The sequence below is a fragment of the Exiguobacterium antarcticum DSM 14480 genome (assembly GCF_000685865.1).
Lineage (GTDB): Bacteria > Bacillota > Bacilli > Exiguobacteriales > Exiguobacteriaceae > Exiguobacterium_A > Exiguobacterium_A antarcticum.
Genome location: NZ_JMKS01000001.1, coordinates 95801 through 121502, shown reverse-complemented (window position 1 = coordinate 121502; position 25702 = coordinate 95801). Strand labels below are relative to the sequence as shown.

At 49.1% G+C, this 25702-nt stretch carries 24 protein-coding genes and 1 other RNA gene; 16 read left to right on the top strand and 9 right to left on the bottom strand.

Translation table 11 applies throughout. The features are described from left to right. Positions 1–48: 48 nt before the first annotated feature. Entirely contained in the window at positions 49–1053 is a 1005-nt protein-coding gene (locus P404_RS17135) for an aminoglycoside phosphotransferase family protein (protein ID WP_051590438.1), read from the bottom strand. Positions 1054–1215: 162 nt separating this feature from the next. On the opposite strand from P404_RS17135, the gene P404_RS0100800 reads away from it, so the two are divergent. From P404_RS0100800 to P404_RS0100765, 8 genes are all read left to right on the top strand, one after another. Beyond that, positions 1216–2610: a hypothetical protein gene (locus tag P404_RS0100800; RefSeq protein WP_026829740.1), complete on the top strand. Its 1395-nt coding sequence runs from the start codon at positions 1216–1218 to the stop codon at positions 2608–2610. A gap of 208 nt (positions 2611–2818) precedes the next feature. Then, positions 2819–5536: a bifunctional 2',3'-cyclic-nucleotide 2'-phosphodiesterase/3'-nucleotidase gene (locus P404_RS0100795; RefSeq protein WP_026829739.1), complete on the top strand. Its 2718-nt coding sequence runs from the start codon at positions 2819–2821 to the stop codon at positions 5534–5536. An 84-nt stretch (positions 5537–5620) separates the two neighbouring features. Next, on the top strand, positions 5621–6136 hold the full coding sequence (locus tag P404_RS0100790) for a GrpB family protein (protein ID WP_026829738.1): 516 nt from the start codon (positions 5621–5623) through the stop codon (positions 6134–6136). Further along, a complete protein-coding gene (locus tag P404_RS0100785; RefSeq protein WP_026829737.1) occupies positions 6129–6575 on the top strand; it encodes a DinB family protein in 447 nt (148 codons plus the stop codon). Before P404_RS0100790 ends, P404_RS0100785 begins: the two co-directional genes overlap by 8 nt. A 12-nt stretch (positions 6576–6587) precedes the next feature. After that, complete coding sequence (locus tag P404_RS0100780) at positions 6588–7457, top strand: alpha/beta fold hydrolase (RefSeq protein WP_026829736.1); 870 nt, start codon at positions 6588–6590, stop codon at positions 7455–7457. A 164-nt stretch (positions 7458–7621) separates the two neighbouring features. Beyond that, a complete protein-coding gene (locus P404_RS0100775) occupies positions 7622–8746 on the top strand; it encodes a GTP-binding protein (protein WP_026829735.1) in 1125 nt (374 codons plus the stop codon). Between the two features lie 104 nt (positions 8747–8850). After that, positions 8851–10374 carry a cardiolipin synthase gene (locus P404_RS0100770; protein WP_026829734.1) on the top strand — a complete coding sequence of 508 codons (1524 nt, stop codon included), beginning with the start codon at positions 8851–8853 and terminating at the stop codon, positions 10372–10374. A 198-nt stretch (positions 10375–10572) separates the two neighbouring features. Further along, positions 10573–12909, top strand: a complete 2337-nt coding sequence (locus P404_RS0100765) for a glycoside hydrolase family 31 protein (RefSeq protein ID WP_236624200.1) — start codon at positions 10573–10575, stop codon at positions 12907–12909. A gap of 276 nt (positions 12910–13185) precedes the next feature. Here P404_RS0100765 and P404_RS0100760 read toward each other — a convergent pair whose 3' ends face one another. The 3 genes from P404_RS0100760 to P404_RS0100750 all read right to left on the bottom strand — a co-directional run bounded on the left by P404_RS0100760 (position 13186) and on the right by P404_RS0100750 (position 15389). Next, on the bottom strand, positions 13186–13983 hold the full coding sequence (locus P404_RS0100760; protein ID WP_026829732.1) for an SMI1/KNR4 family protein: 798 nt from the start codon (positions 13981–13983) through the stop codon (positions 13186–13188). A gap of 126 nt (positions 13984–14109) precedes the next feature. Continuing rightward, on the bottom strand, positions 14110–14691 hold the full coding sequence (locus P404_RS0100755; protein WP_026829731.1) for a DUF1643 domain-containing protein: 582 nt from the start codon (positions 14689–14691) through the stop codon (positions 14110–14112). A 14-nt stretch (positions 14692–14705) separates the two neighbouring features. After that, complete coding sequence (locus tag P404_RS0100750) at positions 14706–15389, bottom strand: lytic transglycosylase domain-containing protein (protein ID WP_026829730.1); 684 nt, start codon at positions 15387–15389, stop codon at positions 14706–14708. A 342-nt stretch (positions 15390–15731) separates the two neighbouring features. On the opposite strand from P404_RS0100750, the gene P404_RS0100745 reads away from it, so the two are divergent. After that, complete coding sequence (locus tag P404_RS0100745; protein ID WP_236624198.1) at positions 15732–16166, top strand: hypothetical protein; 435 nt, start codon at positions 15732–15734, stop codon at positions 16164–16166. A gap of 151 nt (positions 16167–16317) precedes the next feature. On the opposite strand, the gene P404_RS0100740 is transcribed toward P404_RS0100745, so the two are convergent. The 3 genes from P404_RS0100740 to P404_RS0100730 form a co-directional block, all read right to left on the bottom strand. Beyond that, the gene (locus P404_RS0100740; RefSeq protein ID WP_026829728.1) at positions 16318–17217 is read right to left on the bottom strand and encodes a hypothetical protein; all 900 of its coding nucleotides are present in this window, start codon (positions 17215–17217) and stop codon (positions 16318–16320) included. A gap of 98 nt (positions 17218–17315) precedes the next feature. After that, a complete protein-coding gene (locus P404_RS0100735) occupies positions 17316–17522 on the bottom strand; it encodes a DUF2922 family protein (protein ID WP_026829727.1) in 207 nt (68 codons plus the stop codon). Positions 17523–17550: 28 nt separating this feature from the next. Further along, on the bottom strand, positions 17551–17778 hold the full coding sequence (locus P404_RS0100730; protein WP_026829726.1) for a DUF1659 domain-containing protein: 228 nt from the start codon (positions 17776–17778) through the stop codon (positions 17551–17553). 70 nt (positions 17779–17848) lie between these two features. Between P404_RS0100730 and P404_RS17130 the strand changes: the two genes are divergently transcribed. The 4 genes from P404_RS17130 (at position 17849) to P404_RS0100710 (ending at position 21485) form a co-directional block, all read left to right on the top strand. Further along, positions 17849–18844: a potassium channel family protein gene (locus tag P404_RS17130; RefSeq protein WP_236624196.1), complete on the top strand. Its 996-nt coding sequence runs from the start codon at positions 17849–17851 to the stop codon at positions 18842–18844. A 68-nt stretch (positions 18845–18912) separates the two neighbouring features. After that, the gene (locus tag P404_RS0100720; protein ID WP_026829725.1) at positions 18913–19605 is read left to right on the top strand and encodes a hypothetical protein; all 693 of its coding nucleotides are present in this window, start codon (positions 18913–18915) and stop codon (positions 19603–19605) included. A gap of 59 nt (positions 19606–19664) precedes the next feature. Next, complete coding sequence (locus tag P404_RS0100715; protein ID WP_026829724.1) at positions 19665–20081, top strand: hypothetical protein; 417 nt, start codon at positions 19665–19667, stop codon at positions 20079–20081. Between the two features lie 60 nt (positions 20082–20141). Beyond that, the gene (locus P404_RS0100710; RefSeq protein ID WP_026829723.1) at positions 20142–21485 is read left to right on the top strand and encodes a S8 family peptidase; all 1344 of its coding nucleotides are present in this window, start codon (positions 20142–20144) and stop codon (positions 21483–21485) included. 50 nt (positions 21486–21535) lie between these two features. Here the strand turns inward: P404_RS0100710 and P404_RS0100705 are convergent, their stop codons facing one another. Continuing rightward, entirely contained in the window at positions 21536–21979 is a 444-nt protein-coding gene (locus P404_RS0100705) for a hypothetical protein (protein ID WP_236624194.1), read from the bottom strand. 134 nt (positions 21980–22113) lie between these two features. Here P404_RS0100705 and rnpB point away from each other — a divergent pair. The 3 genes from rnpB (at position 22114) to P404_RS0100695 (ending at position 24947) form a co-directional block, all read left to right on the top strand. Beyond that, an RNA gene (gene rnpB, locus P404_RS18130) (RNase P RNA component class B) lies at positions 22114–22487 on the top strand. 109 nt (positions 22488–22596) lie between these two features. Continuing rightward, the gene (locus P404_RS0100700) at positions 22597–23742 is read left to right on the top strand and encodes a THUMP domain-containing class I SAM-dependent RNA methyltransferase (RefSeq protein WP_014970202.1); all 1146 of its coding nucleotides are present in this window, start codon (positions 22597–22599) and stop codon (positions 23740–23742) included. A gap of 464 nt (positions 23743–24206) precedes the next feature. Then, the gene (locus tag P404_RS0100695; RefSeq protein ID WP_026829721.1) at positions 24207–24947 is read left to right on the top strand and encodes a hypothetical protein; all 741 of its coding nucleotides are present in this window, start codon (positions 24207–24209) and stop codon (positions 24945–24947) included. 225 nt (positions 24948–25172) lie between these two features. On the opposite strand, the gene P404_RS0100690 is transcribed toward P404_RS0100695, so the two are convergent. After that, positions 25173–25418 (bottom strand): hypothetical protein, encoded by a 246-nt coding sequence (locus P404_RS0100690; protein ID WP_026829720.1) that lies wholly within the window; start codon positions 25416–25418, stop codon positions 25173–25175. Between the last annotated feature and the right edge of the window lie 284 nt (positions 25419–25702).

Below are 25702 nucleotides of genomic sequence, written 5' to 3'. Positions count from 1 at the left end.
TATCGGTTTAATTCCTTCTTACCTCATACGAGGGGTGTTCTCGCCATTTTACTGCCACCACTTTCGGATCACCGGGCAAAGGGCTTCATAGTTTTTGAGTGCAGTTAACGTCTCAAACACCTGTTGGACGGCAGTTTGTTGTTCCTGCTCGTTTACGGGCTCAAGGCGAAGCGCTTTTGCCAAACTATACGCGAGCCATCCGAGTTTACCGGCGTAACCGGCAGAAAGAGCCGGTTCAATTGGAAAATGGAGTTTTGCACCGGTTGAAAAATATCCCTTCGTAAAAGCCTCGAAATGCGGATAGTGCAGTTGATTGTTCTCGTCGAGCGACCAGTAAAGGGCAGTTTCGATAAAATCGTGCATCGGATGAATCGGTCCGGCCGATTCCCAGTCGATGATGGTTGGTACGTCGGAGTTCCATAAGACATTTTTGGCGTCCAAATCACGGTGACTGAGGACAGTAGATCCTGCCAATTGTGTCATAGCAGTAGTGACCCTTTGATCCCATTGTTTGATTTGATCCAATGCCGCAATGAAAGGTTCTAACATCTCCAGTTTTTGTTGACGAATTTGATCTTGGAATACATCCCACTCAACAGGGGAGTAATTTGAATCGGCAGTCTGCTGAACCGGCAAGGAAAGATCCGCTTGATGAATCCGTGCAAGCTGTTCCCCGATGTGATACGCATGATTTGGTCTGATCTGATGGATCTTCAACATGATGCCTTCCGTCCAAGGAAAAACAAGATAATGATCCGTACCGATCTGTTGCAGAGCGGAAGCATGAAACGAAAGGGCAGGTACGGCTGCGACCTCGTTTTGTAAAGCCGACACAATTCGTTCCGAAGTGATGAAATTTTGCCGGGTTTCCGGACGGGAGAGGATGTTCGGATTTAGTAACTTAATAGCATACGTCCCGTGCGTTGTTTGAAGACGAAACATCTTGTGGAGGAGACCACCCGATAGTGCAGTCGGCTCTGCAAGGATGGAACCGAGTTTTAATTGTCTGCTGATTTTTTCAAATACTGTTGCATGGTTTTCTGTTATTGACACGTCGTTCCTCCTCATGGAATCAAAATCCCTCTTCTATCCATAATTGGTTATAATTAAAGTGTAGCGTACAGAAATGACCAATCGTCACAAAAATAAGACGACTGGCGTTTCTGAATGAGACAGAACAGGAATAATCAAACAAAGGAAAAGGAGGGATTGAGGATGGAGCAACGACAAGAGCGGCGCAACAGACGCTTTTCGATCATGGATCTCGTGTTCGGGATTGGATTTGGTCTGATTTTCTTTGCCGTGTTATATGGTCTGATGACGGTCGTGACCGGACAAATCGAGTCCTCAAGTGATTATCAGTCACTTGTCGCACAAATGCAGGACGCGAACGTCACCTGGGGCAGTAATGACGTGATGGTGACGTTAATGCTGCTGTTCGTCGGCGGACTCGACGTGACAATGCCGGGTGCCGTCCGGGAAGCAATCATCAACCAAGTACTCGGAGCGAGTTCGGCTGGGGATGTTCTCTCGATTTTTGGAATTGATTTGAATCAAGTGTTGTCACCGCTGACGTTTGATGTGACCTATGGTTCCTTATTGCTGTCAGTATTCGGCATTGTATTTGTTTTTATCCTCTTTTTACTGATGCGGATCAAAGCGAACCGGCTCGGCTGGACAGTCCGGTCCGTCAGTTTTTTAGTGACGGCGTGGATCGGCTGGTTCATGCTCGTTCAGCGCAGTGACTCGATTTCCTTTTTATCGTTCCAGGACGGTGTGTTGGCGCAAGGGTTGCTCGCGCTTGGCATCGTGATTGGATTAAGTTATCTGGCACTGTATCCGCAAGGGTTATCCGGTTTGTCAGCGGCAGCCCGGGGGAGTTTGCTTGTCCTGATGTTTGCGAGCTGTCTTCAGCTGTATCTCGTCATTACGGATGAATCTCAGTACGACGGCGACTCGGCCCTTCGAACGGCCTTGACGGTTGCCAGTCTTGATGCCGGTAGCGGCGGCATGTACGACTTGTTGCACGGTGGGCAGATTGCCTACAAAGCGAATGTGCTCGGTGCGGACGTTGATGTACCGGTGACGATGCTGAACGGTGAAACCTCGACCAGTCAATTAAATCAATCGATTGAAGATGTTTTGGCAGAAGTCGACACGGATCGGGTGACAGAACAACTGTTGACGATTCTCGGCGGTGAACGTCCCGATTTATCCGATACCCGGTTGAATCTTGAACCAATTGATTACGGTATCGCAAGGCAGACGATTCAAGCGCTTGATGCCGAATCAGCAGGAGTCACGCCGGAGCCGTTCAACTCGGAAAGTGCGTACTGGATCTTGATTCTGATTCCGTTTATTCTGTATTTACTCGTAAGTATCCGGGCATTCAAGACAATTCTTGATCCGATTGTTTTCGCAGTCCTGATCGGTGTCATGAGTTTCCTTGTTGCTCAAGCGACGACGGCGGACTTTACGGTTGCCTGGCGCAACGAAGCCTTGTTGCAGTTTTCCCAGCAACCCGCTGGACTGACTCCGCTCTATGCCGCCGGGATGGCACTGATTGCTGGATTGATCGGATTTGTCATCAAACGAAAACCAACTGCATGAACCAACCAAACGTCGGACGACCTGAGGAGGTCACCCGGCGTTTTTTGAGTTGGTTTGTAAAGTAGACATGAAGTCTGTAAAGCCGGTATTCAGAATTGGTTAAGCGAGTTAAATAAGACGGATGTCCGACCTATTCAAAGACGCTATAAGCTACACTGAAAGCGTGTTAAATTAGTTGAGCAGTCATTTATACTTAGGGGGAAATCAGATGAAACAAGTTACAAAAATCGTCATTGCCAGCACGTTGATCGCACCGATGCTTGCTCCTGTCATTCAAGTCAAGACACTCGCCGCCGATAACAGCGTCGTCAAACTTCGTTTTTTAGAAACGACTGATTTACATACAAACTCAATGAACTACGATTACTTCAAGGATACGCAGGATGAGACGATTGGTCTTGTCAAAGCCGCGACCGTCATCAAACAAGAGCAGAACGTCGTCGGGGAATCAAACAGCTTCCTGTTTGATAACGGGGATACGCTCCAAGGGACACCGTTTGGCGATTACGTCAAAAATCAATATGATCAAGGCAACAAAGGCAAACACCCGATGTATGAGCTGATGGAATACCTCGGTTATGACGCCGTCACCCTCGGGAATCACGAGTTCAACTTCGGACTCGACTTCTTGAAAAACGCGATGAGTGCGTCTAAAGGCGAAATCAAGTTTGTAAACTCAAATGTCCTCGATGCAGTCACGAAAAAGCCGATCGTCTCGGACTACAATGAAGACGGCAAAGACTATCAAATCATCGAACGTCAAGTCAAAGACCAAAACGGTCAGATGAAGACGGTCAAAGTCGGTGTCTTCGGTGTCGTCACACCACAAATCATGGCCTGGGATGCCGGTAACCTGACAGGCAAAGTGACAGCGGAAGATATCGTACCGGTCGCTAAAGCAACGGCGAAGAAATTAAAAGACGCCGGTGCAGACGTCGTCGTCGCGCTCGCCCATACAGGAATCGGCGATACAGAGAATCAAAAAGATGGCGACGAAAACGTTGGCTACGCGTTAACGAAAATCGCAGACATCGATGTCTTGATGACCGGTCACCAACACGGGAAGTTTCCGGATGCGAAATCTTCCTTTAACGGTTTACCGAATGTCGACGCAACAAACGGTCTCATCAACGGCAAGCCGGTTGTTATGGCCAACACACAAGGGAAAAACGTCGGCGTGATTGATCTGCAATTGAAACAGGACGGCGATAAATGGGTCGTCGATACATCGGCTGCGAAACTGGCCGACGTCACGAAAGATACGACAGCAGATGCCGGTGCCGTCAAATTGATCGAAAAAGCGCACGAAGGTACACTCGCTTACATCCGCCAACAAGTCGGAACAATCAATGACGATATCCAAAGTTTCTTTGCCCTTGTTCAAGATGATGATTCGGTCCAGTTCGTCACGAATGCACAGAAATGGTACGTTGAAAAACAGCTCAAAGAAAACGCGGATCTTGCTCAATATAAAGACTTACCACTTCTGTCTGCTGGTGCACCATTCAAAACAGGCGGTCGTAATCAAGTCAATGCGTCAGACTATACATTGATCAAAAAAGGTCCAATCGCGTTGAAAAACGTTGCCGATCTGTACGTCTATCCGAATACACTCGAAGTCGTCAAAGTCAAAGGGTCTGACGTCAAGAACTGGCTCGAGATGTCAGCCGGTCAATTCAATGAAGTGACGGATGCGAAAACAGACTTGTTGAACAAAGAGTTCCGTAGCTATAACTTCGATATTCTGGACGGGCTGACGTACGATATCGATATCACGAAACCGGCGAAGTTTGATTTCAATGGTGTGGTCGTCAATGAAGACGCAAGCCGTGTCCAAAACATCAAGTATCAAGGCAAGGAAATCAAGGACGATCAAGAGTTCCTCGTCGCAACAAACAACTACCGTGCCGGCAGCGCCAGCTTCCCGGGTCTTGGCGGCGGAAAAAATATCGTCTACAAATCGGCTTACGAAACACGCAACGTCATCTCGGACTTCATCAAAGCAAAACAGCCGGTGGATTACCAAGCGGACAACAACTGGTCGCTCGTTGCGAGTACACCGATTACGGTGGACTTTGATTCAGCCGAAGCGGCAGCCGACTACACGAAACGGTACGAAGGCATCACGAACACAGGTGTTAAACGGGCTGGTGAGACAGGGACATTCTTGAAGTTTAAACTCGACGTGCCGATGAAAGACTTTAACGTCAGCGTCAGTGCGGTCAAACCGGGTGCAAAACTTGTGACGGGAACAGCCGTCGCCGGAGCAAAAGTCACGGTGAAAAACGGCACGACGGTCCTTGGTACGGCAACAGCAGACGAAACCGGCAAGTATGCCGTCACCGTTCGTCCGGTTAAACTGCGCGACAAACTGACGGTCGTCTCGGAACTCGGCTTCATGAAAAAAGAAACGACGGTTACGGTCGGGACAGGTGTCGTCGCGACACCGGCCATCGACAAGAAATCGGCCGTCTACGGTTCGACGGTCCTGACGGGAAAAGCGACGGAAGGACTTGATGTCACGCTGTATAAAGGGTCGACGAAAATCGCGAAAGCGAAGACGACGGCAAGCGGCTTCAAGATTCCGGTCAAAGACGGTTTGATGACAGGCACGTACACAGTCAAATCGACGGACATCTCAAACAAAATTACGAAAAAAGCATCATTCACCATCAAAAACACGTATCCGGTCAAAAAATGGGCGGGTAAAAAGACATTAACGGGCAAAGTCGAGAAACGTCAAATCGTCCGCTTGTTCGAAAAAACAAGCAACGGTTATCAATTGATTGCCCAGGACGTGGCCGACAACCACGGCAACTACGTCCTGAAGATGCGGACGGGTCTTGCGATAGGTTCATACAAGATGAACATCTATACAGCATCGGACCGTCTCGATCAATCGCGTTACTTCATCACGAAAAAATAAGACAGCAAAACGGCTTCTCATTTGAGGAGTCGTTTTTATTTTTCCGACAAAACTGGCATACTGAAGACGAGGGGAGAGGATTTCATGCGACAAGTCATCGTCATACCATATCAGACGTCATGGGCGGACGAGTTCGAGCAGGAAGCCGTGCGGCTCCGAACGGTTTTCGGGGAACGGCTGCTTGCGGTGCACCATATCGGCAGCACGTCAGTCCCTGGGTTGTCGGCAAAACCAATTCTCGATATCCTGCCGGTCGTTGATTCACTCGACGGCATCGAAGCGTTTGACGTTGCGATGGAACAGATCGGCTATGAAGCGAAAGGCGAGTTCGGGATGCCGGGCCGCCGCTATTACCGAAAAGGCGGAGACGACCGGACGCATCACATTCATCTCTATGCGAGCGGCAATCCGGAAATCACCCGTCACGTCATCTTTCGCGATTACTTGCGGGAACATCCGGACGAAGTCGAAGCTTATAGTGAAATCAAAGAACAATTGGCGAACCAGTATCCGGAAGACATCGACGCCTACATCGTCGGGAAGAATACCTTCGTCAAAGCGCTGGAACGACGGGCACTTGTGTGGTCAGATCATGGATGAGTGGCAAACCGCATTACGGCGGCATGTCGGAGTCGGTGTCCGCACGACCAAGGAACTGATCCGGTTGATTCAAGCGGACGATTGGCAGAAACGACCGATTCCCGGCAAGCGGTCGGTGTATGAGGTGGCGGTCCATCTCGCGGTTTTGCTCGAAGCCGATTTACGGATCGCGACGGGGGCAAGTGCTTCCGAGATGGCGGACTTCTATGCGATACCGGTTCCAATAGACCAAATCGTGGACCGGTTGGACGAGTCGTTTCAGTATTACGAACAACGGCTGATGACCGGTTTTTTGACCCGACCGACCTATTGGGGTGTCGCGGACGGCTCGACCGGTTGGCTGCTGGAAGCAGCCGTTCATTTGTACCACCACCGGTCACAATTGTTTGATTATCTGAATCTGCTGGGTTATGAGATGGATCTGGCTTTATTTGAGTAGGGGGAAGTTGGAATGGAACGAATTGTGGATACAGCGGACGGACGGTTTGACACCCGCCTGACCGGAACAGGAAATGTGACATTCATCCTCGATCATGGGATGATGTCGAGTCATCATCAGTGGGGCTGGCTCCGCGGTGAATTATTGAAACAAGGACGGGTCTTTGAATATTCACGGCTCGGGTACGGCAAATCGACCCGTGGTAAATCAAAACGGTTGTTCACGCAACAAGCGGACGAACTGGAACGGGTCCTTGATCTGCTGGCGATTCGCGGACCGTTCGTCTTTATCGGGCATTCACTGGGGGCCTACATTTCGCTTGAACTCGGACGCCGCCGCCCGGACGACACAGCGGGGATCGTCTTACTGGATCCGTCGCATCCGGAAGTCGACGCCGAACTGCCGAACTGGTACGAACGGACACAAGAGGAATGGAACCGCTTTTTATACGGGCTCAGTCATGTCCGACCAATCGCTTGGTTGATCCCCGACGATCTCGGCGCGCGGATGTTCACGAGTCTGCCGGAAGCGGACCGGGTACCGATGTGGCGGAACATGGCACGGAAAAACCATTGGCGGGGAACGTTAGACGAGTGGCAGGCGGTTGAAGACAACAATCAACACGTCTTGCAGGTTGTCGCCCATGTCACACCCCCTGTGCTCGTTTTATCGGCTTCCGACTGGGCCGGCGGGATGCCGGAAAACTGGCTGCATCCGGAATTGACGAAACGGATTAACGCTGCCCATCAACGGTTTGCGGAGAGTCTGCCGGACGCAACTTTCCGTGTGATCCCAAACACGAATCATTATACGATTGCCGGGTTCTCACAGGAAGCGGCCGAGACAATCGTCCGTTTGATCCGGACGTCGTTTTTTGAGTAAGCGACACCAATCATCATCAAATAACAGGCTTTTTCCGGCCCGGTATCACAGACCGGAACGGAGAAAGCTTTTTTTATCGGGACAAAATCAGTTGACAGTCTAAATCGGAACGATTACTATTTAAAACGTAATCATTACGATTTGACTAAAAAGGAGATTTGAATATGCATCCGATTCCCATCACCGTTCTATCCGGTTATCTCGGCTCCGGCAAGACGACGTTATTGAACCATTTATTGAACAATCGGCAAGGGCGTAAGCTCGCCATCATCGTCAACGATATGAGTGAGGTCAACATCGATGCGACGTTGATCGAACAAGGTGGTTTTTCGCGGACGGAAGAATCATTCGTGACGTTGTCAAACGGATGTATCTGCTGTACGTTACGCGACGATCTATTACTTGAAGTGCGACGGCTCGTCGACCAAGGCAATATCGACGGCATCGTCATCGAATCGAGCGGGATCTCCGAGCCGATTCCCGTCGCCCAGACCTTTACATACATCGATGAAGACAGTTTGATTGATTTGACGGAAACGACGAAAATCAATGCGATGGTGACGGTCATCGACGGCTACCGGTTCTTGAAGGATTTTGAATCCGGTGAATCGCTGATTGAACGGCAGCAGGCGGTCGACGAGACGGATGTCCGTGAAGTCGTGGATCTGCTGGTTGATCAGGTCGAGTTCGCTGATATCATTATATTAAATAAGATCGATCGCCTTACAGATGATGAAAAACACGATGTCATCGGCTATTTGAAAGCATTGAATCCGATCGCGAAACTGATCGAGACGACCTATGCTCAGGTCGATCCGGCCGAGATTTTGGACGTCGATCTGTTTGATTTCGAACAGGCGGCAGCAAGCGCCGGTTGGATTCGCGAGCTGAATGCCGAGGAACATGTTCCGGAGACGGAAGAATACGGGATTAGTTCGTTTGTCTACACGCGTGACGTCCCTTTTCATCCGGAACGTTTGCTGGCCTTGATTGAGGCGTGGCCGGAAGAAGTCGTCCGCGCCAAAGGCTTTTTGTATCTCGCGACCCGTCCGGAAATCGCGCTGTTGTTCAATCAAGCAGGATATGCGTCGAACATGGAATATGCCGGACGTTTTGAGAGTGTCAACGATCGCCGGACGGAACTGGTCTTGATTGGCATCGGCTTTGATCAACAAACACTCGAAGCACAGTTTGATGCCTGTCTCGTCCGAGCAGATGAAAACGACTGGTCATCACTCCGGGATCCGATTCCGGGGCGTGAGATGTACGACATGAATTTTTCAAAATAGGTCAACTTTTCAAGAAATCACATCCGTGGTTTCTTTTTTTGCTATATTTTTAGAGAAGAGAGGGAAATGATACAAGAAGAGTATGTTGTAGAGGGGGAAATATAGTGCGCAATCGGCTTGTTCAGTTCGCGCTCGTGTTTTTAGTAGCTGGCGGTATCATCTGGGGATTGTACCAGCTCGGCTATTTATTTTATGTCTTAACGATTTCGGCGACGGTCGTCCCGCTCGCGGTCATCATGATCATCTTCATTGAGAACCGGACGGCAGAGTCGACGATCGCCTGGTTCCTGGTCTTGATTTTCCTGCCGATCCTTGGCGTCATCATCTGGATGATGTTTGGGCGCAATCCGCGTCGACGCCGGCGGAATCGCCGGTCACATGACGAACGGATGTTACTGAAACAGGCGATTCGTCCTGTTCGGTCACTTGCCGTCAGTGAGTTGCCACCGAATCATTTGAAGCTTGCCAATACGATCCGGAACTTTGGCGGCGGAGGGGTCGACGTCCACACGGCGAGTCAGATCTTGACGAACGGGAGTGAGACGTTCCCGGAAATCTTACGGATGATTCGCTCGGCAAAACACCATGTCCATATTCAGTATTATATTTATCGAAGCGACGAGACCGGTCAAGCGATCCGTGATGCCTTGATCGAACGGCTCGAAGCGGGGGTCGAGGTCCGGTTCATGTTCGACGGTCTCGGCAGCTATATGCTCGGGGAGGGATTTTTGAAGCCACTCCGGGAAGCAGGGGCGAAGATTGCCGCCTATGACCCGATTTCAAGTCCGTTGTTCATCTTTACGGCAAACTTCCGGAATCACCGGAAAATTGTCGTCGTTGACGGCAAGGTCGGATTCACGGGCGGACTTAATGTCGGCGATGAATACGACGGCAAAAGTAAGAAGTTTGGTTTTTGGCGTGATACCCATCTCAGGCTTGAAGGGCGGGCCGTCAAGGAATTGCAGGCGACGTTCCTCGATGACTGGTTGTATGCGCATTTAGAGGGCAGTGATACGTGGGAGACGTTTGCCGGTGATGAAGCGATTCAACACTATTTCCCGAAACATGATGTCGAATCAGACGGCGCGGTTCAGGTCGTGACGAGTGGACCGACATCCAAAGATCCGGCGATCCGTAACGCTCTAATCGCCGCCATCATTTCAGCCCAACGCTCGATCTGGATTTCGACCCCTTACTTGATTCCGGATAATGAGACGATGACACTGCTTCGTCTTGCAGCGCGGGCGGGACTCGACGTCCGGATTTTGACTCCCGGAAAAGGGGACAGCTTTACATCCTACTACGGGACACGGTCGTACTTCGGTCCGTTACTGAGTGACGGTGTCAAGATCTATACGTACAACCGTCATTTCGTCCATGCGAAGTTGTTTTTGGTCGACGGGAAGATTGCCGTCGTCGGGACGGCGAACATGGACATCCGGAGTTTTGTCTTGAACTACGAACTGATGGCCTTCATGTATGACTCTGAGAGTGCCGGTCGACTCGAACGCGATTTCATCGATGATTTTGAGGTCTCGATTCAGCTGTCATCCGCTGATTATGTCAAACGACCGATGCGGTTCCGGATCTTCGAATCGTTTTCACGTCTGATTTCACCATTGCTCTGAAAAATGAAGCGGATCGTCCTTGATTTCAAAGGATGGTGCGTTTTTTTGATTAACTGTCACTTGAAACGGGAACAACAAGTCCTATACACTAATAGTGTAATCGGTTGCACACTTATCTATTGGAAGGAAGTGACAAGGGCGTTCGCGTCCTGATCCCGTATGCGCACAATTGACGAATCCCATTTCTATACCCGAGACATGAAACCATTGGCACGACCGGAAGCGATTGTCCAAGGCGACACGTACCGCTTCACCGTCCTCACCAGTCGTCTGATTCGACTCGAGTACGCAGCAGATGGACGGTTTGAAGACCGTCCGACCCAAACGGTCTGGAATCGTGATTTTCCGGTTCCCTCATTCCGGATCGTCGAAGACGAAACCGAGCTGCAAATCATCACGGAACACGTCCATTTGCATTATACGAAAGGACCATTCGCTTCGAACACCTTGTATATCGATGTTCTCGGTAACTTCAGCACCTATTACAGCCGCTACACCTATGGCGGACCGCTCCGGACCTTAAAAGGAACGGCACGGACGCTTGATCATGCCGACGGGGAGATTCCGCTCGAAGAAGGAATCATCTCTAGACAAGGTTATGCGGCGATTGATGACTCCGCTTCTTTCGTCCTGACGGAAGATCATTTCGTCGAACCGCGTCAAGAAGGCGCGCAAGACATCTACTACTTTGGATATGGCCATGACTATAAGCAAGCCTTAAAAGATTTTTATCGTCTGACGGGTCCGACCCCGATGTTGCCGCGCCAAGTGCTCGGGAACTGGTGGAGCCGGTACTGGCGGTACAATGAAAAGGAATACAAAGATTTGATGACCCGCTTCAAGGCGGAAGACGTCCCGTTTTCGGTCAGTGTCATCGACATGGACTGGCACGTGACGGACATTCCGGAGAAATACGGCAGTGGCTGGACCGGGTATACGTGGAACCGTGATCTGTTCCCGGACCCAAAAGGATTTTTGCAATGGCTGAAAGCAGACGACCGGATGGTGACGCTCAACCTGCACCCGGCGGACGGGGTCCGTGGTTTTGAAGAGTCCTATGAAGCGATGGCCGTTGCGTTGGGCGTCGACCCGGATACGGAAGACCGGATTCCGTTCGACTTCTCGGACCGTGATTTTATCGAACATTACTTCACGAAACTGCATCACCCGCATGAAGCGGACGGCGTTGATTTCTGGTGGATCGACTGGCAACAGGGCGCAAACTCGAAGATGAAGGGCCTTGATCCACTCTGGATGCTCAACCATTACCATGCTCTCGACATCGCCCGTGACGGTAACCGCCCGTTGATCTTCTCACGGTATGCCGGACCCGGCAGTCACCGTTATCCGGTCGGTTTCTCGGGAGACACGTTGATTTCGTGGGCATCACTGAAATTCCAACCGTATTTCACGGCGACGGCCTCGAACATCGGCTACGGCTGGTGGAGTCATGATATCGGGGGACACCAGCGTGGGGAAAAAGACGATGAACTGTCGACCCGGTGGTTACAGTACGGTGTCTTCAGCCCGATCATGCGTCTGCACAGTACGATGAGTATCTTTAACGGGAAAGAACCGTGGCGGTATTCGGTCGAATCGGAACAGGTGATGAAGAAGTATTTACGTCTCCGTCATCAACTTGTCCCGTACATCTATACGATGAACGCCCGCAACCACTTTGACGGTCTTCCGCTCGTCTCCCCGATGTATTACGAACATCCGGAAGACGAACTGGCCTATGCGGTTCCGAACCAATATTATTTCGGGACGGAATTGATGGTCACACCGATCGTCGAACCGATGAATCCGAACTTGCATGTCGCGGCGACGACGGCCTGGTTACCGGACGGCGAATGGTTTGATTTCTTCACCGGTCACCGGTATACGGGTGGCAAACAGATGCGTCTGTTCCGCAAGCTCGAGGATCAAGGAGTTCTTGCGAAGGCTGGGGCGATCGTCCCGCTTGGTCAACACCTCGAACATTCGAACGCGCTTCATAATCCGGAACATCTCGAGTTGCTCGTCTTTCCGGGAGCGTCGAACCAGTTCACGTTATTTGAAGATGATAACGTCGGTGTTGCCCACCGCGACGGGGAAAATGTCGAGACGGCCTTCGAACTCGACTGGGCAGCGCGGACATTGACGATCGCGACGCCGTTCGGCAAACGGGAGTTGTTGCCAAGTCAACGCAACATCACGTTGATCCTGCGTGGTGTCAACGAAGGACATGTCTCGCGTGACGGGAATGTCTTGCCGAGTCAGTATGATCACAAGACCCAATCATTGTCGGTTGAGCTCGGACAGGTCAGTGAGACACAAGTCTTGTCGCTCCAAGTCGACATGTCGACGAACGATAACCGGATGGAGCGGTTGTATACGTTCCTCGATCAGGCGGAGATCGGCTATGATCTGAAGGACCGCTTGTATCGGTTATTGTCGCAACGTCTGGAGCCGGTCAACTTGATGCACCAGCTGCAGGCGCTGGATCTGGAGAAAGATCTCGTCGACTGCCTGCTTGAAATCATGCTGTTCTGAAAAAAAGCAAGGTAGTGCAACATCTCACTGTCTTTTCATCCGCTTTCCTCAGGCGAGACACAAGCCCGGATTCGCGGGTTTTCCAAACCGCGAATCCGGGTCTTGTTTGTCTCTGACAGCGCAGGCTTCGCTGCGCTTTTCCCTGTAGGAGTCGGATGAAGACGGTGAGATTTACGAAAAATCAAAAAGAAGCGGTGGACACGTCCATCGCTTCTTTTTGATGCAAACATCAATTGGTCAATTAGCATAAAACCAAACTGCATGACCCGTTTTTCATTACATTTCTTCATCCAACCATTCGATAAGATCACTCAAATCTGTAATTAGATGTTTGCTCTTCAATAAGTCGATGACGTCTTCAAGAGAATTCTGCAGTTTTTCTGAATGATTGCTCATTGTCTCGGCTAGGTATCCCGCATAACTGTCAATCTGATCTTCATTATTACTCTGTTCAATCCGTTGCATCAATTCACGTACCAATCGTTCCAGTTCTTGACCAATCACCATCCAATGGGAGTATGCAAGTAAAGTGTCATCCTCATCGCCGTGATCAATTAATTCGAGAGTTTCTGCCATCGTCAAAAAACTCATAGAAGCGTCATCTGCATCAAGTGGCTCACTCTCCTGAACAGACAACTGCGTCAGTAGTTCGTCAAAGGAGCTTGCCACCAAATGATTAGAAATAACTGAGAGATCCAGACACCAGACGGACGGTTGGTGCGCATTGTCTTCAAAATTGAAATAGTAGAAGTAACTGCCACCACCATGGGCAAAGATCATCTTTTTTCCGGTTACATCCCATTCCGGTAAAGTACCAACGTTTGATTGGTAAACATCGTAAGATAACGGTTGGATGAAGGAGAATGGCAAAAACGGTTGAGCGCCCGATTCTGACCAAGTGTTTTCAAAATCCACTGATACAGCATTAAAAACGACAGATCCTCCGTTTTGTTCTGATAATTTCTCTAGGTAGCTTTCAGGAAAACGACCAGTAAGTTCTGTTTGAATCCTATGAATGTCCGCTTGAAGTAAAGCAGGGGCTGTCAACTTTTCTTCTTCATCCCAAAATGTCAAAGTATCTAACCTTCTTTCGAGTCGTATTTAATTGATGGCGTGTTTGCAAGATATGAGAAAAAGGCAGTCTGCAAAAAAGGTGTTCTTCCGCAACAATCATACGGGAAGAACACCTGACGAGCAGAATTACTTACGCTTTAACTTCTTCGCTTTTAACTTCATATCCTGATACGTGATCATCGGACTGTCGTCGACAGTCAAACGAAGGTGATTCGGTTCACCTTTAGAGGTGATCCCGGAACAATACAGGATGTCGGCATATTGATCGAACAGATTTTCGTAGGCGGGGAGGTGGTGCATCAGGCGGCCGGGCGATCCCCAGCCGCATAAGACGACCCCGTTCTTTTCCTTGACCTGCCGTAACGTCTGTTCGACGAACTCATAGTTGACTTCATCGAAACTCGCCTGGGCAAAGGGTAAATCCTCGCTGGCGAGCAGGTCCGGTATCAGACTGATGATGTCATACTGCTGGACCGGACCTTCGACGTATTTCTTCATCAAGTTATAGGCGCGTTGCGTCGTCGTTCCGGATAAAAAGGCGTCCGTCGTCCGCGGCGTATAGATCAAGGCGGCGACGTGCGTGCCGTCCGCGATGTCGTCAAAGATGTAGCTGCGTAAATACCGTTTCGTTTTAGCTTCGTCAAACGTCGTCTGGACGCGGATCGACGATTCCTCAATCGTCAATGTCGAACGATCGGGTTGTGTCATGGTGGTGCCTCCTTTTAATTGGTCAACCGTAAGCTGATGCGAAGGAGTAGCGCGAGTGTCTCTTTCTTGAAATCGAGGTCGTTCGCATCGATCGGCTCGATTTGCTGCTGGTACGCATCGTATTGGCTGAGGACGTCGCTGACATACTGTTCACTGCGATTGTATTCAAACAGGGCAGATTCAAGCGTCCCTCGGTCAGAGCGTGTCGTGACGGCATGCTGATTGAGGTACTTCGCTGCCGTGTGAGCGCTGTCCGTCAAATCAGTCGGATCGGCTTTACCGTCTCCGCTCGCGTCAACACCAAGACCACCATATTGTTTGATGGCGTCCGGGTCGGTCAAGTCAATCCCGTCGTGCTCGATGTCGCCGAGTGACGTCCCACCTTCATAGCCCCATCCGACCCACGTTTTGGGCATGAACTGGAAGGGACCGATGGCGCCGACAGAAGACTGCATGGCGGACGATTTCGAGAAGATCGTCTCGACGCGATGAATCGCGGCAAGTAACTTCCAATCGACCTCGTACCGGTCACCGGCTTGTTCGTAGATGTCGATGTTCTCGGCTGGGACACCGTATTGTCCATAATAGGTGCGGTACAGTTCATTTTGGACACGTTCCCGGTTTTGCCAGTAGATGATGCTACTACCGATGAGGACGATCAGTACGAACAAGATGCTCAATCGAAAAACTTTTCGCATATTGTTCTCTCCTCTTTCTGTGATTCCACTGAATGGTATCATATTTCGCTAGTGGCTAATAGTATTTTTGTGAAGTCTGTTCTCGGGCAACAGTGAGAGCGTTCACATACAGGATCGACTTTTTCACGTCGTCGTCAAAAAGTCGACAAAAATCCGGAGCGGAGGGCTTAAGACGTGTTCCATTAGGAAAAAAGTTGTTAATTACTGACATCGTCAAGCCGGCGAAAATTTGATAGACTATACGTCAGATGAAGTCATCGTTCATTTTTAAGAGATTGACGGTTGCAGGAACTGTTGACGAGCTTGTAAAATGAAGAGGTAAACGCTTACACATCAAAGGAGATGGACGAAACCATGCGAACGATCACTTCCACTGGCGAACGAAAGAAAACAAGTTGGACTCTAAATATTGGGAGTCAACCGAAGTTGATGATGGATGGACTGACGGAGAAGGAAACAGATCACGAACAACGGATCATCTTCGATCACTTTTCGATTCCGACGACGGCTACACTGATTTTTCGGTTCAAGGAGCGTTTCCCGAACCATCTCTGCGACAATGGATATGATGTGTATGGAGCAGCAGCTTTTGACGAGCAGGTCGTCGAATTGATCTCGAACTGGTTCATTGAACTTGTGACGGTCTTGACCGCGATCCAGCGTACAAAAGGGATTCAACATTTCCGGATTAAAGGTGGCGTCGCCAAACGGACGGATTTCCTTCCGACTGTTCGCCGGACGTGCCGGGCACTGGAATCAACGATTGATATCACGTAACACGTCGGACCGACGGGGCATACCCCCGTCGGTCTTTTTTTTGTTCCTCAAAAAAAACGCCCCGGTCTATTTGAAAAAACAGACGGACGGGACGGTTGGTCAAAATGTTTTACGAACGAACGAGGAAAATGCTTCTTCCTAGTCGAAAGACTTACGTAGGTGTAGAAAAGTTGTTTTCAGCCGCCCGGCACGCACGCAGTAACGCATCTTTAAAGAACCGGTCCTCTTGTGACGCCAAGAGACGTGTCGCTTCTTCGTCGCCGCGGAGAGACTTGCCGAGCATCTGGATGACTTTGACCCAGCGCCGGACATGATCGAGCTGAGGACGCCCCATCGCGACATAAACCGTGAACCAATCGTTTTGGTCACGACGGATCATCCGTTGGAACAACGATTTCGCGAGGTCGACTTCTTCCGTCGAGGGAAGGGTGTTCGTCTCGAAATAGTGCCGTAGTGCGGCGACCGCCGTGACATAGGCTTCTTTTACGTCGTCGGACGGCTGATGTTTACCGTAGTCGGATGTCGACAAGTGGATCAAGGCGGGTTTCTTTTCGATTCCCGTCACCCAAGCCGACAGTTTTTTACTGCTCTTGACCGCTTGGCGATTGGCGACCGGAAGCTTTGCCGTCACTTGACCAACTTTTCCGATGACGTTGACCTTTCCGTTTCGTTCCTGGACTTCGGTCACGGTCATCTCGACGGTATCGCCCATTTCAAAGGGAATCGCTTTGGGTTGAAGTTTTTCACCCGCCGTCAACGGAGCCCGTTTCCGGATCATCCGTAACGCTTCCTGCTCCATCCGGTCGTCAAGTGACCAGAGGTGTTCCGGCGGGACGTTGCGGAAGCGGCGCCGGCGCACCTTGATGTATTGATCGAGGGCGTCGGCGGCTTGTTCCCGGGTCATCTCGCCGGAAGCGACCGGTCCGATGATGTCGCGCAGTGTGATCGATTCGAGTCGTTCCATGATGCCTTCGAACGGAATCAGCTCCATCACGTAGAGACTGCTGACGACAAGTTCACATTCGCGGGGCGTAAGAGGGCGTTTGGCCATAAATTGACTTCCTTTCCAGCTGTTTGATGATTCTAGTATACCAAAAAAAAGTCACCATCACCTCTACGGGTGATGATGACGGTAGAACTTTTCGTTGATTAGATGACGTACGCCGATTCCGAACTGTTTTGGAGCTCGGCTTGGCTCAACTTGACGAGCCCGTTATGAAATGGATCATGCTCGACCATCAGCTGACCAAGCGCCTTGATCTCATCGACCGACGTTTCCGGTTTGGCACCGGCGAGACGTAAACGATACGGTTTTTTCAGCATCGTCTCGAATGTCAAAACAATTGTGTGTTCCATCCAATTCCTCCTTTAGTGAGTGGGTGTGTTAGGCGTTAAGTAAGGCAAAGTCACGGCTGATCTCCGTGTGCGTGTATGCGCCAGCGAGCAGTTTCCCGATCGCTTGACCAATCGAAGCGACAGCTTGTGGATCCAGATCGGCGCGCAGTCCATTGAAGCGACGGCGGGCGATGACGGCATCCCCGTTTGGTGTGACCTTGTCGTTTCGTTCGAAGACGACGACTAAGCTGGTCTTGATTTCTTCTGCTTGTGTCATGTGTATCACCTCCTTCGCCCTTATTGACAGGACGAAAGGACAAGTTGTTCGGAAAGGGTGAAAAAAAGTTATGGTCTGGTTACGATTTTTACGCCGCATGTCCTTTTTGAGGATGCGGACGTTAGGCTACGCCTCGTTCGTGTTTGTATTTGGTGTCGCCTTGATCATGTATCTCGCAGAACCGGACACGTTCGGGACATACTTCCGGGCCGTCTACTGGACGATGACGACCGTCGTGACGGTCGGATACGGGGACTTTTTCCCGAATACGGATTTTGGTCGCTTCATGACGATTTTTGTCTTCATCTTCGGAATCGGGATTGTCGGCGGCTTGATTTCAAAGCTCGTCGACGGCGTCCAATTGATCCGCAATCAAAAGGAAAGAGGGTTATTGCAAGTGAAAGAAACGGGACATACGTTAGTGTTTGGCTACAGCCGGCGTTCGAAACACGTCATCGATGAGTTATTGGAGACGACGGACGTCATCTTGATCGACGACTTGGAACGTGAACCGTTCAGCCACCCCCGGTTCCATTATGTCAGCGGCGATCCGGCACTCGAATCGACGCTGCAACGGGCGAACATCAAAAAGGCGACCCGGGCGATCGTCCTCGCCGATCATTCGATTCCGCCGGCACTGGCCGACGGTCGGACCTTATTGATCGCGGCGAGTATCGAACGCGCCAATCCGAACATCTATACGATCGTTGAGATGATGTTAGAAGAACACCTCGACAGTTTCGAACAAGTCAAGGTCGATGAAGTGTTGCTCGGAGACGAGACGATTGCCCGGATGGCGATTCTCGCCGCCCACCATCCCGGCGTGACGAAGGTCGTGACCAATCTGTTGACGAAAGACGGGGACGGCATGTTTTCGCTTCCGGCAAAACCGGAGTGGGCGACGTTCCGGGAAGCGTTCCACGCGATGCTCGAAGACGGGGTGACGATTTTATCGGACGGCAAACGGCTGGATTTGAACCGCCGGCTTGATGAACCGATTCCGCCGAATACGACGTTGATCGTTTTATGCAGTGAAGAAACAGCGAAACAGATCGGGGCATTATGAGAAAAAGGATTACGCTAATTCTTTTTCGGGTATAGTAAATACATTTACTATGCAGAGGAGAAAAACGTATGACGAACCCACAACCCGAATGGATCCAGGAATTATTTGAGACGGTCGATCAAGGCGAACTAAAAGATGTCCCGAAATTACTGTATATGGCATTGACGTTAGAACCAAGTTATTTTACAAAAGCAGTTAGTCGGTTGAATCAACGGTTGGAAGTCGAGCATCTCCAGGAAGTGTCGGAACTGTTGACGGTCTACCGTCAATTTTTCATCTCCGCCAATCCGTCTGATGAATACTGGTCGATCGCCTGGAACGAATTGATTCAGACGATGCAGCATTTCATCGACCGTCCGGAAGCGCAACAGCTGTTCAAGGAACATATTGATTTAATCGATTGGTGGTCAAGTGAATCGTTATTGTCGTTGCCGAGTTGGTTGACGATTCTCGATCTCGCGGAGCGAATCGACGCACTGGACCAGTTTGCCAGTTACTTACCAGACATCTTTGAGAGTTACGCCTTAGAAACGGCGAAGGATGAACCATTCGCCCGCCTTGCCTGGTATGCGATCGCGAGTGGGCAACAGGATTTGTTGACACCGTTCCGGACGCGGATCGAGCAGGCGGAAGCACCGGTCATCCAGTCATTGCGTGACATGGATTTACTCGATCAAATTGATACGACACGGGTTCGTATGTTAAAGTCTAAGGATAACGAACCGATAGAATTGATGTTTGATCGAAAATGGACATTATAAGTTAACCCATAGAAAGTGACATCTAGATACTACACGAATTTAATCCAAGGGGTGTAGGGATGATACACGTCAATTTGCCGAGAGGTGATTATGTCGTTTTGGTTGAAATCAATCGGGAAGTCTTGTTGTGCCACTCATTAGAGGAGGCCGATCAGGCGGAGCGCGATCGGTATGAACTGGTCGGACGGATGAGCGAACGTTTGCCGTCTGAAGTGATTGGTCCATCGATCGCCGATTTTGTCCGATTTTCAACCGGATTTATCGGAGAAACCGTCACGTGGAGCGAGGCAGAGGAAGCCTTTTTCTGCCAACAGTTCGAGACGTTTGACGGGTCACCGCTCGGAGAGGATCTGACCGGGATTGATGCCAACCGTTGGCGTGCTGTCCTCGTCCGTTACTACTCCTATGTCACGATCGGAAAAATCATTCCATTTGAAGTCAGCGAAGAATCCGATGGGACCGTTCCATTTTTTTAGTCCGTTTGGATCAGCACATCAATAGAATCGGCGTGTAAAAAGAGAAGGGCAGGGTCCACATTGAAAAAGAAACTTGCACTACTCACATTTGCTGTCGTCGTAGGGTTACCTACCTCTGCGTTCGCTAATTCTCAATATGTGCAGTATGATCCAACTTTTACGGAGCAACAAAAACAAACGTGGTTGTCGGAGCAAGGTCTCCAGGAAGTCCGGGAACTGAAACAGGACGGCTTTTCGCTTGTCGAACCGTTACCACACCTCGATGAGACCGATGTCGAAGCTGATCTGATTCCGGTCAGCGTCGTCGAGAAGGCGACCGATTCAGCGCAATTGCAACAAACATATTTGGACCAATCGCGTATTCCTACTTATTGGAAGTACAGCCGCGGCAAATCCGACGTACGCGTCGCGATCATCGATGATGCGATTGACGTCAATCACTCGGAGTTCAAGAATGTCATCTATAAGGCAACGACGATTTCCGGCATCCGGAAACCGGACGATCACGGGACGCATGTCGCAGGCATCGTCGCGGCAGCGGAAAACGGCAAAGGGATCGTCGGTGTTGCGTCGGGCGTCAAACTGATTGGCGCTGACGTCTTTGACGGCGACTTCGCGAGTTCGATCGACATCGGGGACGGCGTTCTGTATGCGATCGCACAAGGCGCGGATGTCATCAATTTGTCACTTGGACAGTACGAGTACGATCCGTACATGGAAGCGGCGATCAAAAAAGCGGAAGCGAAGAACATCGTCGTCGTCAGTGCGGCGGGGAATGACGGACGCAATAAACTTTTGTTCCCGGCTTCAATGAAATCCGTCATCGCCGTTGGGTCGGTCGGTACGCTCGGTCGCGCGTCGACGTTCTCGAACTACGGGAAAGGGTTGAACATCATGGCACCGGGGGAAGGCGTCTACTCGACGATCGTCGGTAACAAGTACGGTTATCTCGACGGGACGTCGATGGCGACACCAATCGTCAGTGGTGTCATCGCCCTCGCAAAATCAAAAAATCCGTTCATCACGAACAGTACGCTTCGCAGTAAATTGTACGAGGCAGCGGCGAAAAAAGCCGGGGATACGACGTTACACTATGGAACAGGTCGTCTGAACGCCGGCATGCTGGCCCGGATTCCGGCACCCGTCTCCAAAGTGTCGGTCCCGTCGGTCTTGAAACCGAATCAGCCGTTTTCGTTTTACTTTGACGAGTATTCAAACGCGAAGACGTTGACCCGTCTCTACAAGGACGGCAAGGTCGTCAAGACGTTTACGAATGACTATCTGCGTAACGGCACGCACAAGTATTCCTACGCCCTGAAAGAAACGGGGACGTATAAACTTGTCTTTGCGACGTCATCCGGGCGTCACACACGGGTGACGGAACGTCTCATCACCGTCAAGTAATCAAAAAAAGCCGTCTCACCAAGTGGGAGACAGCCTGGGACTCAAAGTGTTTACTTTGGGTCTTTTCCTTTTTTATAGACCGGCGTCGGAACGGCAAGCGTTTCGCCCGTCCACTGAATCGTCGCTTCCATTTTGTACCCGGTATCGTCTTCATGAATGAAAGACAAACGTCCCGTGTCAATCAGCTGATACAAGCCGTATTCGACTTGATTCGCCCACGACCGTAACGTCATCGCTTCATCGTACAGCGGAATCTGTTGCGGGAACCGTTCATTCATCAATAAGATATCATGTTGGTCGAAATGGTAACTCCGTTTTGATAACGCATCAGGTTGTTTTACATTAAATGGCTCGAACGCATGGATGAGTTCACCCTTGCGGTAAAAGGCAAAAATGCCGTTCCGGAGATGAAGTGCCTTGATTTCATCAATCTCGATCAAGAACGTCAATTTCCGTACGGTACGCTGGTTCGTACCAGAGCGTCGTTTTTTCATAGTACATGCCCCCTTCTGAACCATTGTACTATACCGCAAATTCACGGGGAAACGCAACTTTTCCGCCCATTGATCGAGAAATACCTCTTGCTAGAATCCGTGACGTGCGCTACACTGTTAAGCAGTGACTATGTTGGTTCGGACAATTGCGGGGCACTTCGGTGCTTTGAGGAAAGTCCATGCTCGCACAACCTGCGATGGTTGTAGTGATCGTGCTACACGAAAAGATAAGTGTAGGCAGCGTCGTGCTGACGGCAGAAGGAACGCCTAAGTCTTCGGATATGGCCGAAACTTCTTGAAAGTGCCACAGTGACGGAGCCTTACTGGAAACAGTAAGGGTGGAACGAGGTAAACCCCACGAGCGAGAAACCCAAATTTGGTAGGGGAATTTCCGGAGCGGAACTGAACGCGAAGGAGAGCGTATGTAAATACGGAGATAGATGATTGTCGCCCACGTGTGAGGGTCAAACCGTTTGCAACACTAGGGAACAGAACATGGCTTACAGGACCACATAGGCTGTTATTTTTACTTTGAACGAGAGTCCAGGTCCAACTGGGCTCTTTTTTTATTGAACTGAACTTGGGAATTTTAAAAACAGGTAGGAGCGTGAACAATCATGGCAAAACGTTTAGTCATCGCGACGGCGGCAATGGGGATCGAAGCCCTCGTCGCCAAGGAAGTCCGCGATTTAGGATACGAGTGTACGGTCGAGGACGGTAAAGTCTACATCGATTGTGAGCTTGAAGATATTCCCCGTCTCAACCTCTGGTTACGGACAGCGGACCGTGTCAAACTCGTCGTCGCCGAATTCAAGGCGACGTCATTCGAAAAATTATTCGATCAGGTCAAAGACCTCCCGTGGAGCGAACTGTTGCCGTGGGAAGCGAACTACGTCGTCAACGGCCGCTCGGTCAAATCGAAGTTGTTCTCCATCCGTGACTGTCAGAAAATCACGGAAAAAGCGATCGTCTCGCATATGCAGGAAGCGTACAACATGGGCGACGAGTGGTTACCGAAAACCGGTGCCAGCTTCCCAATCGAAGTCGCGCTCTTAAAAGACATTGCGACACTGACGATTGATACGTCAGGCGACGCCCTCCATAAACGCGGTTACCGCGAGTTCCACTCCGCGGCACCACTGAAAGAAACGATGGCAGCAGCGATGCTGATGCTGACGAACTGGAAGCCGGATATGCCGCTGTACGACGTCTTTACAGGTTCAGGAACACTTGCCATCGAAGCGGCGATGATCGGACGGAATATCGCACCTGGGATCAACCGTGAGTTCGCTTCGCAAGAATGGGCCTGTATTCCGAAAAAAGCCTGGTTCGACGCAATCAAGGAAGCGAACGACAAAGCCGAGTGGGACAAGCCGCTCAAAATCTATGCCAACGATACGGATCCGGAGATGGTCAAGCTCGCAAAACAAAACGCCGAGCTCGCTGACGTCCGGGACGCAATCAACGTCATGCAACGGGACGCAGCCGACTTCAAGCCGAAGGAAGACTTTGGTGTCATCATCGGCAACCCGCCATACGGGGAACGTCTCGAAGACGCACGTGAAGTCCATCAGTTGTACCGGAAGATCGGTAATGCGTTCCGTGAATTCCCATACTACAGTGTCTACATGATCACGTCGTACGTCGAGTTCGAAAAAGCATTCGGTCGCCCGGCGACAAAACGTCGTAAGCTTTATAACGGAAATATTGAAGTTCAGTTTTATCAATATTATGGTTTGCGTCGCAAAAAGCCGCAGTCTTAAGCCGTTTCTAGCCCTTCAGAAAATCCCATTGCACACTCATTGCACAGTTGGTGTGAAAATCGGGATTTCTTCGGGAAACCGCTCAACAGAGCGGTTTTTTTGCATTTTATTAGAAAAATGAAGAGTGCTCACACAACATGAAAGATGATCAGGTGCGGCTGGCAAACCAATCAGGGAGTGCGTTTATAACGCAGACCATCTCCTTGTCGGACTAAAAACAAATGGGACATGTTACAATAATTAACAGAAATATCGTGAGTACACATAGAACAAGCAGAATTGCAGGTTAAAAGATTCAATTGAGCCTACGGCAATGTACATGCTTCAAAGATAGTAAAAGTAAACATGAGAGGTGGACTAAACGTAAGAAATTGGGAAAGGCGTCATACTAATTATGTCAGGAATGTCTTAAATTATAAGTTGAAACCACCATATCATTATAGACTCTAAGAGAGGTAGATACTATGTTAGAATTAGAAGTGTGGTATATTAAAAATAATGAAAAAAAAGAACTTGATATTGATTATTTTGATGTAAGAAATGTACCCTTAGTGTATCTTTTCCAAGTGTTTTTGAAAAAAATGAGAAAAAAAATTCCTAAATACAGTTCCTTTTATATTATTTTTTACGAGAATTTAACAGAAGAAGAAGAAAGAAGAATCAGAACTGAAAATGGAGAAAAGCGCGAATATTATTTTAAAGAAACTAATATAAATGAGTTAAAATCTAAAAAAGATTTAGAGTTTTTAAGGGAAACTTTGAAAACTCTAAAAGAAGGTTTGATTCATTCAAAGTTTAGAGAATGTTTATCTGACGATGAGATAAATAAATTTGAAGACTATGTATATGAAAAAAATTTTATATATACGCAAAACATAGATGTAAAAAATAATAAAACTAAAACGAAGAAAGCTGTTTTGAAAGGAGTATTGACATCTGGACAACTAAATTTGTTTTTAGAGATTATTGATTTAAAGTCTCGAAAATGTATATACAATAAATGTGTATTTGAATTGCCACCATCAGTTATTATTCCTTCAAAAAGTAAATTAAATCCCATTAGTTTGTACGGATATGAACTGTATTGGGAAAATGACAACACGATTGACATAATAATAAACACAGTCGGAGATCGATTACGAACAAAAATTTATCAAAAGAGTGATGCCTCTGTTTTGACTAAGCAACAAAGAATAAAGAGTTAATGAGGCTACCGCATTTTAACAAATGATTGAAGTACGATATTTCACAAATATATACGTGCGGTTTAAAAATAGGGGTGCAGTCTTATATGAATAATTTTACTACTAACTCGGGATTATTCTCACGAACCGCTCTGTTGAGCGGTTCTTTTTGTGTATTCAGTTAGGTATTGTGCTTAATAGTATAATTCATCGTACAAAAAAGCCGTCAAATCGACGGCTGAAATGTTACCATTCAAATCCTTCTTCACTATAAGATCCATCCGAATTAAAGAAACGTTCTTCTGCTTTACCGCTTGATGTATTCGTATAGATCACATATACATCGAGTTGATCGTACGTATCCGCCATTTTTTTAGCAGCTTTACGAGCATCGGCCTCATTCGTGAACGTTTCCGTCATAGTTGCTTTTTGATGGTTCTCTACACCATGCTCTTCATAACCTTCTACTGACCAGACTTTTTTTGATGACATAACCAACATCCTTTCATTGCAGAGCGAGTTGTGTAACGCTTTGCTGTTTATCATTATGCTTTGTTTGATTAAAATTAGTCAAATTATCATCCTTGCGTGTATAGAGAATAGCATCCAATTAAGTGTTTCAGATTGAAGACGAAAAACGGTTGTTCTCTTACACGAGAAGAATCGTTTTTTAGCTTCGCTTTATTTAGGTGCTCACTTACATTTTTGTAATCATCAGGCTCATCACCATAAGGTGTGGTTGACACATAAAATCCATCGGATTTTAAATCGAACAT